The 14,309-nt window shown below is 58.1% G+C and carries 12 protein-coding genes; 6 read left to right on the forward strand and 6 right to left on the reverse strand.

The features are described 5' to 3' along the window. Nucleotides 1–313 precede the first annotated feature (313 nt). The 6 genes from AAEZ06_RS13995 (at nucleotide 314) to AAEZ06_RS14020 (ending at nucleotide 7,484) form a co-directional block, all read left to right on the forward strand. Complete coding sequence (locus AAEZ06_RS13995; RefSeq protein WP_019824892.1) at nucleotides 314–832, forward strand: Hcp family type VI secretion system effector; 519 nt, start codon at nucleotides 314–316, stop codon at nucleotides 830–832. 108 nt (nucleotides 833–940) lie between these two features. Continuing rightward, nucleotides 941–3,016: a type VI secretion system Vgr family protein gene (locus AAEZ06_RS14000; protein WP_350614836.1), complete on the forward strand. Its 2,076-nt coding sequence runs from the start codon at nucleotides 941–943 to the stop codon at nucleotides 3,014–3,016. Beyond that, nucleotides 3,013–3,861, forward strand: a complete 849-nt coding sequence (locus AAEZ06_RS14005; RefSeq protein WP_350614838.1) for a DUF4123 domain-containing protein — start codon at nucleotides 3,013–3,015, stop codon at nucleotides 3,859–3,861. The genes AAEZ06_RS14000 and AAEZ06_RS14005 overlap by 4 nt, the downstream gene beginning before the upstream one ends. Then, a complete protein-coding gene (locus AAEZ06_RS14010) occupies nucleotides 3,858–4,652 on the forward strand; it encodes a hypothetical protein (RefSeq protein WP_350614840.1) in 795 nt (264 codons plus the stop codon). Before AAEZ06_RS14005 ends, AAEZ06_RS14010 begins: the two co-directional genes overlap by 4 nt. Then, nucleotides 4,649–6,970, forward strand: a complete 2,322-nt coding sequence (locus AAEZ06_RS14015; RefSeq protein ID WP_350614842.1) for a lipase family protein — start codon at nucleotides 4,649–4,651, stop codon at nucleotides 6,968–6,970. The genes AAEZ06_RS14010 and AAEZ06_RS14015 overlap by 4 nt, the downstream gene beginning before the upstream one ends. A gap of 16 nt (nucleotides 6,971–6,986) precedes the next feature. Further along, nucleotides 6,987–7,484 carry an Hcp family type VI secretion system effector gene (locus AAEZ06_RS14020; RefSeq protein WP_350614977.1) on the forward strand — a complete coding sequence of 166 codons (498 nt, stop codon included), beginning with the start codon at nucleotides 6,987–6,989 and terminating at the stop codon, nucleotides 7,482–7,484. A 56-nt stretch (nucleotides 7,485–7,540) separates the two neighbouring features. Here AAEZ06_RS14020 and AAEZ06_RS14025 read toward each other — a convergent pair whose 3' ends face one another. From AAEZ06_RS14025 to AAEZ06_RS14050, 6 genes are all read right to left on the reverse strand, one after another. Continuing rightward, nucleotides 7,541–8,362: an aldo/keto reductase gene (locus AAEZ06_RS14025; RefSeq protein WP_149412647.1), complete on the reverse strand. Its 822-nt coding sequence runs from the start codon at nucleotides 8,360–8,362 to the stop codon at nucleotides 7,541–7,543. 157 nt (nucleotides 8,363–8,519) lie between these two features. Further along, a complete protein-coding gene (locus AAEZ06_RS14030) occupies nucleotides 8,520–9,218 on the reverse strand; it encodes an NAD(P)H-dependent oxidoreductase (RefSeq protein ID WP_149412648.1) in 699 nt (232 codons plus the stop codon). Between the two features lie 9 nt (nucleotides 9,219–9,227). After that, on the reverse strand, nucleotides 9,228–10,856 hold the full coding sequence (locus AAEZ06_RS14035; RefSeq protein WP_178114414.1) for an ABC transporter ATP-binding protein: 1,629 nt from the start codon (nucleotides 10,854–10,856) through the stop codon (nucleotides 9,228–9,230). Between the two features lie 2 nt (nucleotides 10,857–10,858). Continuing rightward, nucleotides 10,859–11,686 carry an ABC transporter permease gene (locus AAEZ06_RS14040; protein ID WP_149412650.1) on the reverse strand — a complete coding sequence of 276 codons (828 nt, stop codon included), beginning with the start codon at nucleotides 11,684–11,686 and terminating at the stop codon, nucleotides 10,859–10,861. Between the two features lie 3 nt (nucleotides 11,687–11,689). Continuing rightward, nucleotides 11,690–12,649, reverse strand: coding sequence for an ABC transporter permease (locus AAEZ06_RS14045; protein WP_149412651.1), 960 nt, complete (start codon nucleotides 12,647–12,649; stop codon nucleotides 11,690–11,692). Nucleotides 12,650–12,719: 70 nt separating this feature from the next. Further along, a complete protein-coding gene (locus AAEZ06_RS14050; RefSeq protein ID WP_350614846.1) occupies nucleotides 12,720–14,306 on the reverse strand; it encodes an ABC transporter substrate-binding protein in 1,587 nt (528 codons plus the stop codon). Between the last annotated feature and the right edge of the window lie 3 nt (nucleotides 14,307–14,309).

Raw genomic sequence — 14,309 nt, forward strand, 5'->3', positions numbered from 1 at the left:
GCGCGACATTACATCGCCGTCATGCGCCAAAAGTTGCACGCTAAATTGTGGACAACACTGTGGATAGATCTCTGCAGAGCATATATTTCATTATGTACAGACAAGTGCGCAATAAGTTGCACAGCACTGCGCAACTTATTGCGCACTTTTATTGATGATTCCTATGTAAGTAATGAGTTAAATCTACGACTTTTCAGTCATGATGTTGATAGATAAGGACTTTAATTTCGCTGGCATAAATTTTGATGGTAGTTTGTCGCCTGCAACGCAAATATGCCTGTGGGCTCCTATATTTTCAGCACGGAGAGCATCCATGGCTACGCCAGCGTATATGTCCATCACGGGTACCAAGCAAGGTCTGATCACCGCCGGTGCCTTCACCGCTGACTCGGTCGGCAACACCTACCAGGAAGGTCATGAAGACCAGGTCATGGTTCAGGGCTTCAGCCACGAAGTGATCATTCCTCGCGATCCGCAATCGGGCCAACCGACCGGCCAACGCGTTCACAAGCCTGTCAAAATCACCAAGGTGTTCGACAAGTCCTCACCACTGCTGCTGGCTGCGCTGACTTCCGGCGAGCGCCTGACCGAGATTACCATCCAGTGGTATCGCACCTCGGCAGCGGGTACTCAAGAGCACTACTTCACCACCAAACTCGAAGACGCGATCATCGTCGACATCAAGGACTACATGCATAACTGCCAGGACCCGTCGAACTCGCACTTCACGCACCTGGAAGACGTTGAGTTCACCTACCGCAAAATCACCTGGACCCACGAAGTGTCCGGCACCTCCGGCTCTGATGACTGGCGCACCCCTGTCGCAGGCTGAAACTGACTAGCTGTTTCGCGGCATCGACCGTTTCTAACGGTTGATGCCGTTTATTACGTTTAAGGTGGGCGTCGCGTTTTGCCTCCTCTCTCAGCTAAGGATAAGCGTATGTTCGCGGCGGCCAATGCTGCACACTTCACGTTACTGATTCCCTCTGTTCGCAACGAGTTCAAGGTGCTGGCCTTTAAGGGTACCGAAGCCATCAGCAGCTTGTATGCGATCCAAGTTGAACTGGTCAGCGAGTCCCCTGATTTCGATCTGGAGAGCCTGCTCAGCCAGCCGGCTTTTCTCCAGTTTGGCCTGAATGGGGAAGGTATTCATGGGCGTATCGAAGATGTTTTTGTGGGTGAAACGGGTAAGCGTCTGACCCGCTATCACCTGACCTTGGTGCCTGCTCTGCACTATTTGCAGTTCAGCCACAACCAACGGATCTTCCAGCACCTAACGGTGCCACAAATCATCGCCCAGGTACTCAACGGACATGGCATCCAGGCCGATGCGTATACCTTCCATGTCAGCACCAGTCCAGAGCGCGAATACTGTACCGAGTACGGGGAAAGCGACTTCGAGTTCATCCAGAGGCTGTGCAGTGAAGATGGAATTTCGTGGCACCACCAGCACAGCCAGGATGGCCATCAGTTGGTGTTCACTGACGATCAGACCTATTTCCCCAAGCTGGGGGGCACACCGTATCAGCAAGGCTCCGGCCTGGCCGCGGATCACCCAGTCGTCAGCCAGTTCTCCATGCGTTTCAGCACCCGCACCAGCACGGCGACGCGTCGGGGCTATGATTTAAAACGGCCCAGTTCGTTGTTGGAAAGCCAATTCACTGCCGAGTTCACTCCGGCTCTCGAAGACTACCGTTACCCGGTGCTGATCGAGAATGAAAAGCGCGGCAAACAGATTGCCCGGCAGGCCCTGGAGCGGCACCGTACCGACTACCAGTTGGCCGAGGGTAAAAGCGACCAGCCGATCCTGCGCAGTGGCCACTTCTTCGACCTGACCGAACATCCGCGTCAGCAGTGCAACGCGTTGTGGCTGCTGCTGAGTGTGACGCACTCAGGCAAGCAACCTCAGTCACTGGAGGAGGCGATCACCAGCGACGTTAAACCCGAAGACGGCTTTACCCAAGGTTACCGCAACAGCTTCAGCGCGATTCCCTGGGACGTGTTCTACCGTCCACCTTTGGTTGCGCGTAATACAGTGCTGGTTAGCCAGACCGCCCGAGTCACCGGCCCAGCAGGGGAAGAAATCTTTTGCGATGAATACGGGCGGGTTAAGGTCGAGTTCCATTGGGACCGCGCCGAACTGGGCAGCGACAAGAGCAGTTGCTGGCTGCGGGTATCATCCAGCTGGGCGGGGGAAGGTTTCGGTTCGGTGACCATACCGCGCATCGGCATGGAAGTTGTGGTGACCTACCTGGAAGGTAATCCCGACAATCCGTTAATTACCGGTTGCGTGCCTAACAAGGTCATGCCTGTGCCGTACGCCTTGCCTGCGAACAAAACCAAAACGGTCCTGCGTAGCCATAGCTCGCCGCACAGTGGTGGTTACAACGAATTGTCGATTGAAGACCGCGCTGGGCGGGAGCTGATCTACCTGCGTGCTCAGCGTGACATCGAACAGGTGATCCTCAACGACAGCGACACCAAGATCGGTAACGACCGCAGCGAGCAAATTACTCGCAACAGTCACAGCCTGATCAGTAATGATCGCTTTGAGCAAGTGGACAACAACAGTTCCAGCTTGATCAAGGGTGACGAACTGCACACCACCCAAGGTCTGCGTAACACGGTGATCGGTGGTAACGAACTGATCAGCATCACCGGTAATAGCAGCACTACGGCAGACGGTACGCTGGTGATTCAGGCCGGTACACAAGCCCATGTCTCCGCCGCCAACGTGGTGATCAATGCCGGAATGAGCTTGACGCTCCAGGCAGGTGGTCAACACATCCTCATCACCGCAGGCGGAATTTTCAGCAGCGTGCCCATCGTCCAGGGAGGTGCGCCCGTAGCAGGTGTTCCTTCGCTTCAAGCCGCACAGGCGCTGGTCAGCGCACCACAGGCGATTATCGCTAATCCGCTGTCCATCTTGACCGCCGCCAAGCAGCAAGCGGCGGACTACTGCCCGCTCTGCGAGGCCTGTCGTGATGGCCTATGCAGCATTGGAGAGAGTGCATGAATACCCTTGAACAATGGCTACAGGAGCAAACCAAGCAGGGACGACACCTTTACTTGGTACTGGACTCTGATGGCCAACTCGACGAACGCAATGCGTTGGTCAGCGAACTTGGAGTAGACCAGTACCGCAACTTGTATATTGGTACACCGGCTGACTCATTGGCGAACGTTGCACCCTACCTATTTCACTTAGACGCGGCAGAACATCCGGTCCTTCAGGCCCTGCTCAATACTCCAGACCGTCACTGGGGTTGGCTTGCCAGTGGCGCAAGCTCCGACCTCGATGCGTTGGCCGCCCATTGGCAGAACCGCCTGGTTACGGGTGAGCGGCCGAACCAAGCGCTTTATCGCTTTCACGATAACCGCGTACTTGGGCGTGCACTGGCCTATCTGCAACCCGAGCAGCGTGCGGACTACCTCGGCCTTATGACCAGCGTGTGTTACTGGCAGGCTGAGCAGTGGACTGTCATCGACAATCCCAATCCCGGTGTTCATTCCCTGCCGACAGACCCCGCCTGGTGCCATACCCCTACGCCAGAAGCCACACTCAAGAGCATACAGTTCGACAATACGCGCCGTTACCTGGTCCGCGAACACACCGATAAGTTGCTCGATCTGGCCCAACAGCAAGACATTGATACCTGGCTACGCGGCCAGCTCGACCTAGCGCACACATGGGGCTGGCAGGAACCCGACAGCATTCATTTTTTGCTGATGCATAGCTTGCAGGCGTCGGGTTACACCCCACCCAAGACCTGGCTACCCCAGCCAAACGAAACCCCGGCGATGCACTTTGACCGGGTTTATCAGGAAACGCTGTATTGGCAGGGAGATGCCCCCGTATGAAACGCGTCATTCACAGTTTAATTCTCGGCAGTTGCCTCGCCCTGACCGTCGGCTGCTCAGCCACCGGAAAGTCCAACACCTTTACCTTTACCGCCGACTTGCCACCGGGATTTGCCTACGTCGCGTCCGTGGCCTACGTGCCCGTTCCTGGTCAATCCTGCAACCTGGGTAAGCGTGACAACCTAAAGTCACAGTTCAACCGTGAGTGGCGAACTGAATACAAGCCTGATGCGCAGATTGAAATACACCGGACCCGCAAAGGCTGCGAGTTGATGCTGCACAGCATTGAGCTCGATATCAACGCGGCCTACGGGAAAGACCGAGGCGACTTCAGCCGTGACTCCGGGTTTGTCGCAGTAAGGGATTATCTCGACTCTCACGAGAAGGGCACCTTCAATGCTGCTGGCGAAAGTCAGTTTTCCGGGCAGTGTCAGTGGTTTTTTCGCACGATTGGCCCTCAGCGTTACATCACCAAAATCCTCTACTGCAAAAGCACCGACGCCCAGGGCAATGTCACTAAAGGTCGTCCGTTTGCCGCGTACACCCTCGATCAGCTACCGGGCAAAACCGTGAAGCTGAAGATCAAGCTGGCTGATGAGGAAAAGCCCGCTATCGGCGACACTTGGGTCAAGGTACCCGGTGGCTGGAAGCGTTGTATGGGCGACAATTTTGAAGACCAATATGCCTTTTGCTATGGCAATTACAAAGACTTCAGCACTTTCAAAATGGTGGATGAACGCGTCTGCACCATTTATCCCGGCTGCACCGAAAACAAGGAGGTTACTCCATGAGCGTTGTTCCCCTGAAAGACGGTGACAAACCGTCCTTTGACGGCCGTATTCATACCTGCCCGTTACGTGGGCACTCGACCAGTTTTCAATTGGTGGATGAACAGGGTGATGGCAAACCCTATGCCGGTTTGGCCTACGAGGTCACCGATTACGAAAATGCCAGCTACACCGGCAAACTGGATGCGTCCGGCTCCGGCAAGGTGGATAACCATTATTGCGGCCCGGTGGTGCTCAAACTTAATCAGCCATACCAGGGAAGCGAAAAGGCTTATACGTTTTTGCGAGAACGACCACACTACCCGCTGCCCATCACCGAGCTGCAAGTGCGTGCCGAAAAAACCCGTTTTTTCAATAAGTCTGGCTCCCGCACAGATGCCAATCCGGCACAGAGCGAGGCGAATACCTTTTACCAGGTTGAAGTGCGTGAACTGGTGGACCATATGGCGCATCTGCCACCTATAGTGGAGCGTCGTTTTCCACCCAACACCCATGTATTTTCGTTATTTCGGCCGGAGTCGCAGGCAAAAAACTCTAAGGTCCAGCAGACCGGCTTTTTAGATGGCGGGAAGAACGTTGTCATCACGCCAAACGACTTGGCCATAGCGGAGCTGGGATTTGCACCGCCTGCACGCACACCACGAGGCGTCGCCCTAATGCCGAACCGGCACACCGTGCTGGAGGTGCGCCCACTGCGCGCCCTGCGCCCAATGCTGTCGCCTAGCAATGATTTCTGCGCGCTCAACCTCTACCAACTGGCGCTGATGTCGACCCTGAGTTACAGCGACTTTGCTCAGCAACCCCGTTTCCATCCGGTAGAAACTGACAGTGTGAGCTTTCCCTTACAGCCGAGCATCGGTAATTGGTTTGCTGACGCTCTTCCAAAATTTGAAGAGCTTTGGCAGGTCGACGCGGCGCAGGCTGGGGGGAAAGCCTATTACCCGTTGTATGAGGAGGTGCCGTACTCCAAGCGCCTGGAGGTGGTCCCCTTCGACCCAGAACTGTACTCGGAAGTTAATAGCCCAAGCCTGGGTAAAAAACAGGAAAATCCGGCCAGAATTCACTCTTTTGATGACAGCGTAACTGACGAAGGTACCGATACGCAAGCCTTCATCACTCACCACGATACGCTGATTTTGATCTCTATACGGGGCACCGCCGGTGGGGCTGATGCGCTGCGCGACATGGATGCCAATCAAGTGCCCTTTGGAAAATGGCCTGGCAAGGTGCATAGCGGATTTTATGACGCGGCCAAGGTGGCCTATGACTTTATAGTCCTTTACCTGGAAAAGTTTTACAGCGGACAAAAGCTGGTCATCACTGGGCACAGTCTGGGCGGGGCGATTGCCTTGATAGTGTCTGAAATGCTACGACGTGATAAACGGTATGCAGCAGACATTGTGCTTTACACCTACGGTGCCCCACGGGCCGGTGACAAAGTTTTCGCTGAGGGGGCTAAGCCCCTGATTCACCACCGCATAGTCAACCACAACGACCCGGTGCCAAGCGTTCCATCGACATGGATGAATACGTCCACCAAGCGGGAGTACATCGCACAGGGTGTCGTGACGGTGCTGAACCCAGCTGTCGGGGTGTCATGGTTTGTGTTGGGCATGATAAACATCCTCGGCGAGCCCTACACTCACCACGGCAAACTGCGACACTTTATGCCGGTCTACTTTAAAACAGGCGTGAAGTCCTCAATCCTCTGGAAGCCAGGTTGCAGCACCATCAACGATCACGGTTGTGCGGTAGCGCTGAAGGCAACTGACGGCCTGCCTGATCGCGGCTCATTCCTGAGACAAGTAATTGATAATGCCGACCACAAAATGGTCGTCAGCTACATTCCAAACTGTTGGGCTAGCCTGCGCCGCTGGCAGGATGCTCAGACGTCCAATTGCTCATTGGTTACTGACGATGAGTTTAAACAGGTGGATGAGGCATTAAAGAATGCCAAGCGGCAATTACTCACCTTGGAGAGCCGTCTGGCTGCAAGCTCTGAAAAATTTAAAGATACGAAAACGGCGGAGAAGGCCGCTCTTCAACAAGAATTCGACAACATCGAAACTACGCGGACGCGACTGGGAAAATTACGGGCTGACCGTATCAGTGAGGCCGATGTGTATGGTTTGTTCGCGGGACTGCCCGAACTGATTGAGGACGATTTGCCTCGTTGGAAAGCTCATGCGCAGAACAGAAGGCAGGAGCAGTTGGCAATGGCCCCGCCAGCAGCCGACGATGATGAGCGGGCGATAGCAGCCATTACGGGAGGGCACACTGTGGGAGCCCCCTACCTTTTGGATATTGATTCGATTGCCTAACGTTTAACCCGCATACCTGTCCATTACTCGCACCAAGCAAGGTTTGATTACGGCAGGCACTTTCACCCAGGACTCAGTAGGCAACATCTATCAGGAAGGCCATGAAGACCAGATCCTGGTCGAAGCCTTCCAGCATCAAGTGATCATTCCCCGTGATCCGCAGTCCGGCCAGCCTACAGGGCAGCGGGTACACAAGCCGCTGATGATCAGCAAGGTGTTCGATAAATCCTCCCCACTGCTGTTCAGCGCACTGACCTCCGGGGAAATGGTCAAATGCCGCCTTGAGTGGTACCGCACCTCTGCTGCGGGTACCCAGGAACACTACTTCAACATTGAGTTGGAAGACGCGATTATCGCCGACATTCAGTCGCGGATGCCGAACTGCCAGGACCCGAACAATGCCCACTTCACTCACTTGGAAGATGTGCACTTCACCTACCGTAAAATCGTCTGGACCCACGAAGTCTCCGGAACTTCAGGTTCAGATGACTGGCGCAGCCCGGCAGCAGGCTAAGCCCTGGTAAAAATGAGACGGCATCGCCACGCGCGATGCCATTTCATACCCCAGTTTCACACCATCGCCAGCGGATGCTTGCGCTTTGGTGCACCGAACACACGGTCAATAGCCTCCAGGTCATGCTCGTCGAGAATCAGTTTCGCCGCAGCGGCATTGAGCCGCACGTGCTCAGGCTGCACGGCCTTGGGGATGGCGATTACGCCTTGCTGGCGCAACACCCACGCCAGGGAAACCTGGGCAGGCGTTGCCTCGTGACGATGGGCGATCTGCTTGAGGGTCGGGCTGGACAGCAACTCGCCTCCCTGGGCGATGGGGCAGTACGCCATCAGCGGCAGGTTGTGTTGCTGCCACCAAGGCAACAGGTCGAACTCAATGCCACGTTCTTCGATGTTGTACAGCACCTGATTGACGGCGCAGGCCGGGGATGCCAGTTCCTGGAGATCATCCAAGTCGAAATTGGACACGCCCCAACGGCCAATCTTACCGGCTTCACGCAGGCGCTCGAACGTTTCTACCGTTTCTTCAAGGGGGTATTGCCCACGCCAATGCAGCAGATATAGATCGATATGGTCGGTGCCCAGGCGCTGAAGGCTGGCATCGCAGGCACGAGGAATGCCTTTGCGGCTGGCATTGTGGGGGTAGACCTTGCTGACCAGGAACACCTGGTCTCGCCGCCCGCGAATCGCCTCGCCGACCACTTCTTCAGCGCCGCCCTCGCCGTACATCTCGGCGGTATCGATCAGGGTCATGCCCTCGTCAATACCCAACTGCAGCGCAGCCACTTCTGCGCCCCGCTGTGCGGGATCTTCACCCATACGCCACGTCCCTTGGCCGATAACAGGGACAGGAGTGCCAGCCAGATCAATGGTGCGCATGAAAACCTCCAAATGAGTTCGCGATGTAACAGTGTGGCACTGCATCGGCAAAAGGGTTCAATGGAGTTCCCGGGGCAAGCCCCGTATGAGAACGACTACATCGTCCTGCCTTGCCCCCCACTGCGGGAGCGCGCAAGCCTGCCCGCCTTAATCGCTGTCATAGCGGATAAAGCGCTTCGTCAAACTGCGCCAATCTCGCAAACACCAACGGCTGGTCATTTGCCAACCCTTCAAGCCGCTGCTGATAAGCGCTCAAAAACTCCCCTCGCGCCTCAGCACTGATATACGGCACATGCCAGGCCACAAATGGCTCCAGCACCTCAAACCCGACATACGCCAGCGTGCCGCGCAAAATCGGCCGCAGCATATCCTCCAGCGGCCCATGAATCGCCCCCTTGCCAAACATGTGTTCGCGCCCGCCCAGGGTCACGGTCACCAGGGCTTTCTTGCCGCTGAGCCCGCCCTGATCATAGAAACGCTTGCCGCCGTAACACACACCCGACACCAGCACCCGGTCGATCCAGCCCTTGAGCATCGCCGGTGCGGAAAACCAGAAGATCGGGAAGTTGAGTATCAGCAGATCCGCCCACAATAATTTGTCCAGCTCCTGGCGGATATCCGCCGCAATAGACTGGTTCTTGACCCCCAGCCGTTGCTCCAGGGCATACACCAGGTAATCGGGATTCTCCCGGAAGGTGAAGTCCTCGGCACTGGCTACCGGGTTCCAGTTCATGGCGTACAAATCGCTGACCTTTACCTCATGCCCCTGGGCTTGCAGCGTATTTACCGCCTGGTCGCGCAAGGCGGCGGTAAAGGATTTCGGCTCGGGATGGGCGTGAACAATCAACACATTCATACAAGCTCCTCAAGAAGTAATCGCGGCGCGTTTGGCCAGCAAGTGATCAAGCCAGTCAGGGTCCATTTCCGGCTCCGATGAAAACAACAGGCCGGTGTAGTCCTGATACGGCGCAGTGAAAATCGCGCTGCGACTGCCCTGGTCCACCACTCGCCCGCGCTGCATCACCACCACTTCATCGGCAATGGCCCGCACGGTGGCCACATCGTGGGTGATAAACAGGTAGGCCACGCCCAACTGCTGCTGGATGCGGTTGAGCAGCTTCAGCACGCCTTCGGCCACCAGTTGGTCCAGGGCTGAGGTCACTTCGTCGCAGATGATCAGTTGCGGGTCGGCCGCCAAGGCGCGGGCGATGCAGACTCGCTGCTTCTGGCCGCCAGACAGTTCACGGGGCTGGCGCTCCATGAAAGTCGCAGGGTCCAGCTCGATCATCTCCAGCAACTCGGCCACACGGGCACGCATGGCGCGGCCCTTGAGGCCGAGGTAGAAGGTCAGCGGCCGGCCGATGATGTCGACGATGCGTTGGCGCGGATTCAGTGCGGTGTCGGGAATCTGGTAGATCATCTGAATCCGTCGCAACTGCTCCTTGCTGCGCCGACGCAAGTCCGCCGACAGCGCTTGGCCGTCATACAGCACTTGCCCGGACGTGGGCGGCAACAGGCCAGTAATCAGCCGCGCCGTAGAACTTTTGCCGCTGCCGGACTCACCGATTACCGCCAGGGTCTGGCCGCGATACAGGCGCATCGACACGTCGTGCAACACCGGTTGATGGCCGTAGCTGGCGCAGGCCTGGCGCACTTCCAGCAGCGGCGTCTGCTGCACCGGACACGGCTTGGGTTCGGTGCGAAAGCTGCGCACCGCCCACAGGGATTTGGTGTAGTCCTGCTGGGGATCACTGAGCATGGTGCGGGTCGCCGCCTCCTCCACCAGCTTGCCATGGCGCAGCACCATGATGCGGTCGGCCATCTGCGCGACCACCGCCAGGTCGTGGCTGATATAAATGGCAGCGCTGCCAAATGTTTTCACCGCGTCACGAATGGCCGCCAGCACTTCGATCTGGGTGGTGACATCAAGCGCAGTGGTGGGTTCGTCGAAGATTATCAGGTCCGGGTGGCAGGCCATGGCCATCGCTGTCATCACCCGTTGCAGTTGCCCGCCGGAGACCTGGTGCGGGTAGCGTTGGCCGATCTGTTCCGGGTTAGGCAGGCGCAGTACGCGATACAACTCCACCGCCTCGCGCTCGGCCTGAGCGCGGCTTATGCCGCCATTGATCACAGCCGTTTCCACATGCTGGTCGATCAAGCGGTGCGCGGGGTTGAACGAGGCAGCAGCGCTTTGCGCGACATAGGCGATGCGCAACCCCCGCAGCTTGCGCAGGGCTTCGGGCTTGGCCTGCAACAACGCAATGCCATCGAAACACACTGAGCCGCCAGTGATGCGGCAGCCATCGCGAGCATAACCCATGGCGGCCAGGCCGAGGGTGGACTTGCCGGCACCGGACTCGCCGATCAGCCCCAGTACCTCACCGCGCTGCAAGGTCAGGTCGATACCCTTGATCAGCGGGTGCCAGGCATCTTCGTAGTGGCCTTCGATGTGCAGGTCGCGGATTTCCAGCAGTGGCTTTTCGTTGACGTTCATGCTCAACACTCCTTGAGGCCGCTGGATTTATGCAGCATCCAGTCAACGACGAAGTTCACGCTAACGGTGATCAGCGCTACCGCCAGGGCCGGCAGCAACGGGCTGATATCGCCGAAGGTGATCAGCACAGCGTTGTCACGGACCATGCTGCCCCAATCGGCGGTGGGCGGTTGAATGCCCAGGCCGAGGAAGGACAACGCGCTGATAAACAAAAACACGAAGCAGAAACGCAGGCCAAACTCGGCAATCAATGGCGCGGCAGCATTGGGCAGCACCTCGCGAGTCACCAGCCACCACAACCCTTCCCCGCGCAGCCGGGCAGCCTCGACGAAATCCTGGACCACTATTGTCATCGCCACGGCGCGAGAAAGACGAAACACCCGCGTCGAGTCCAGCAGCGCGATCACCAGCACCAGCGAAGTGGCATTGGTGCCGACCACGCTAAGGATCAGCAAGGCAAAAATCAGTTGCGGGATTGCCATGAGGATATCCACCACCCGCGATAAACCCTGGTCGATCCAACCGCCCCTGATCGCCGCGATCAAGCCGCTCAGGCCGCCCAGCAGAAACGCCAGAACGGTGGTCAGAAAGGCGATCCCCAAGGTGTTGCGCGCGCCGTACACCAGGCGACTGAACATGTCGCGACCCAGGTTATCGGTGCCCAGCCAGAACTGACCGCTCCAGGGCGCAAAACCCTCGCCCACCACCTGGGTTTCGCCATAGGGCGCAAGCATCGGCGCAAACAGCGCCACCACCACGTAGAGCAGGATGACCAGCAGGCCGAACTTCGCGCTCAACGGTGCCTTGGCCAGTTGTTTGATCAGGCTCATGGTCTACCCCTTCGGATGCATCAGGCGTGGGTTGCTGGCGATGGACAGCACGTCGGCGCTGGTGTTGAGCAGAATGTAGGTGGCGGCAAAAATCAGGCTGCAGGCCTGCACCACCGGGATGTCGCGCTTGGCCACCGAGTCCACCAGCAACTGGCCCAGGCCCGGGTAGACGAACACCACTTCGACCACCACCACGCCCACCACCAGGTAAGCGAGGTTCAGCGCCACCACGTTGACGATAGGCGCCAAGGCATTGGGCAATGCGTGGCGCCAGATGATCCGCAACCGGCTGATGCCCTTGAGCCGGGCCATTTCGATGTAGGGGCTGGCCAGCAGGTTGATCAAGGAGGCGCGGGTCATGCGCATCATCTGCGCGATCACCACCAGGCTCAGGGTTGCGACCGGCAGCACTGAGCGTTCGAGGATGGTGCCGAAGGACGCATCCGGCGCCAGGTTGGACAGGCTGGGGAACCAGCCGAGTTTGACCGAGAACACCAGGATCAGCAGGTAGGCGACGAAGAACTCCGGAAACGACACGGCACTCAAGGCTGAGGTGTTGAGCAAACGATCGAACCAGCTGTTGCGGTACAACGCGGCAAGCATGCCCAGCACCAGCGCCAGGGGCACCGACACCAGCGCGGCCAGTACCGCAAGGCGCAAGGTATTGCCCAAGCGGGAGCCGATCAATTCGGCGATGGGCCTTTGGTTGGCCAGGGACGCGCCGAGATCTCCTTGCAGCAGGCGCAGCAGCCATTGCACGAAGCGGCTCAGCGGCGGCAAGTCCAGGCCCAATTGCGCACGGAAGGCCGCGACGGTTTCCGGGGTGGCGGACTGGCCGAGCATGGCCTGGGCGATATCGCCGGGGAGTAGGCCGACGGCGAGGAAGATGATCACCGACACGGCGAACAGCGACAGCAGGCCGAGGGCCAGACGTTGGAACACAAGTTTTAGCAGACTATTCATCGCAGGGTGCCTTGAAAGGGATAGAGCTTCTGTGGCGAGGGGCAAGCCCCCTACTCTCAAGCACAAAAAATCAGGCTTGCCACCACCGTTCAATCACCCGCAAGCCATCCAACTCCCCATAAGGCGCGGTCAACGGGCCATGGCTGACCCGGTTCGAACGGGCCGCCACGGAGCTGGCAAACAGCGGCACAATCGCCCCGCCGTCGTCCCGGCACAGGGTCTGCATTTCGTTGTACATCTCCTGGCGTAGCGTCGCGTTCATCTCACCACGCGCAGCGTTGAGCAACTGGTTGAAACGGGTGTTATCCCAATGGGTTTCGTTCCACGCCGCGCCCTTGGCGTAGCCGATGCTGAACATGCGGTCGGCGGTCAGGCTGCTGTACCAGAACGAGGTGGTGAACGGCTGCTTCATCCAGACGTTGGAGAAAAACCCGTCCGCGGGTTCGCGCACCACGTCGATATCAATACCGGCTTGGCGCGCCTGCTCCTTGAACAGCACCGAGGCGTCCACCGCACCGGTGTAGGCGGCGTCGGACGCTTGCAGGCGTACCTTGAGGGTTTCGACGCCGGCTTTGCGCAGGTAGAAGCGCGACTTGTCCGGATCGTAGCCGCGCTGCTCTAAAGCACTGTTGATAAAGCGGCTGCCGGGCTGGATCGGATGGTCGTTGCCCACCAGGCCATAGCCGTGCAACACCGAGGCCAGCAGGGTTTCGCGGTTGATCGCATACTTCATGGCCATGCGAATGTCGTTGTTCTTGAACTCATTGCTGTCGCACAGCATCGGGAAGGTGTAGTGCTGGGCGCCCTTGGTTTCTTCGATGATCAGCTTGGGATTGCGCTTGAGCAGGGCCACTGTTTTCAAGTCGACCTTGTTGATCACATCCACTTGCCCGGTGACCAACGCGTTGACACGCGCCGCACCGTCGGCAATGGCGATCAGCTCGGCACTGGCGAAGTGCGCCCTGCCCGCTTTCCAATAGTCGGGGCTGCGTTCCAGGTCCATGCGCACGCCGGGGTCAAAGGTCTTCAGGCGATAGCCGCCAGTGCCAATCCCGGCCTGCCAGTCGGCGGTACCCTCCTTGGCGGGCATGATCACCAAGTGGTAATCGGCGACCACATAGGCGAAGTCGGCATTGCCCGAATGTAACTCGAACACCACAGCGTCCAGGCCCTTGGCGCTAACACTGGCGACGTCGCCCAGCACGGTCTTGGCCGCCGATGTGGACTTGTCCCCCAGGTGATGGTTGATCGAGGCCACCACGTCTTCGGCAGTCAGGGGCTTGCCGTCGTGGAAGGTCACGCCCTGGCGCAGCTTGAAGGTCCAGATACGCGCATCGGGGGTGGACTTAAACTGCTCCGCCAGTTCGGGAATGGCGGTGCCATCGACGGCAATTTCAGTGAGGGTGTTGTACACCGCCGAGAAGCCGACGAAGGTGAAGGTATCGCTCCAGGAACCAGGGTCACGCGAATCGGTGGTGCTGCCGCCGGCCAGCCCCAGGCGCAGCACGCCACCGGGCTTGGGAACGGCGTCCTCGGCAAAGGCGTGCAGCGGCAAGCCCATGGAAAACGCTGCCGCCACGGCACCGGCCACGGCGCTGTGCTTGAGGAAGTCGCGTCGATGCATCGCTTGAGTCATTTTGTTGTTGTTATCGCTCATGGT

Source organism: Pseudomonas sp. HY7a-MNA-CIBAN-0227 (assembly GCF_040310325.1).
Classification (GTDB): Bacteria; Pseudomonadota; Gammaproteobacteria; order Pseudomonadales; family Pseudomonadaceae; genus Aquipseudomonas.

Bases quoted from the DNA above. Each gene is read 5' to 3' on its own strand.
- AAEZ06_RS14010 (WP_350614840.1), top strand. From the start codon at position 3,858: ATGAAACGCGTCATTCACAGTTTAATTCTCGGCAGTTGCCTCGCCCTG.
- AAEZ06_RS14025 (WP_149412647.1), bottom strand. From the start codon at position 8,362: ATGCGCACCATTGATCTGGCTGGCACTCCTGTCCCTGTTATCGGCCAA.
- AAEZ06_RS14045 (WP_149412651.1), bottom strand. From the start codon at position 12,649: ATGAATAGTCTGCTAAAACTTGTGTTCCAACGTCTGGCCCTCGGCCTG.
- AAEZ06_RS14005 (WP_350614838.1), top strand. From the start codon at position 3,013: ATGAATACCCTTGAACAATGGCTACAGGAGCAAACCAAGCAGGGACGA.
- AAEZ06_RS14040 (WP_149412650.1), bottom strand. From the start codon at position 11,686: ATGAGCCTGATCAAACAACTGGCCAAGGCACCGTTGAGCGCGAAGTTC.
- AAEZ06_RS14050 (WP_350614846.1), bottom strand. From the start codon at position 14,306: ATGAGCGATAACAACAACAAAATGACTCAAGCGATGCATCGACGCGAC.
- AAEZ06_RS14000 (WP_350614836.1), top strand. From the start codon at position 941: ATGTTCGCGGCGGCCAATGCTGCACACTTCACGTTACTGATTCCCTCT.
- AAEZ06_RS13995 (WP_019824892.1), top strand. From the start codon at position 314: ATGGCTACGCCAGCGTATATGTCCATCACGGGTACCAAGCAAGGTCTG.
- AAEZ06_RS14015 (WP_350614842.1), top strand. From the start codon at position 4,649: ATGAGCGTTGTTCCCCTGAAAGACGGTGACAAACCGTCCTTTGACGGC.
- AAEZ06_RS14035 (WP_178114414.1), bottom strand. From the start codon at position 10,856: ATGAACGTCAACGAAAAGCCACTGCTGGAAATCCGCGACCTGCACATC.
- AAEZ06_RS14030 (WP_149412648.1), bottom strand. From the start codon at position 9,218: ATGAATGTGTTGATTGTTCACGCCCATCCCGAGCCGAAATCCTTTACC.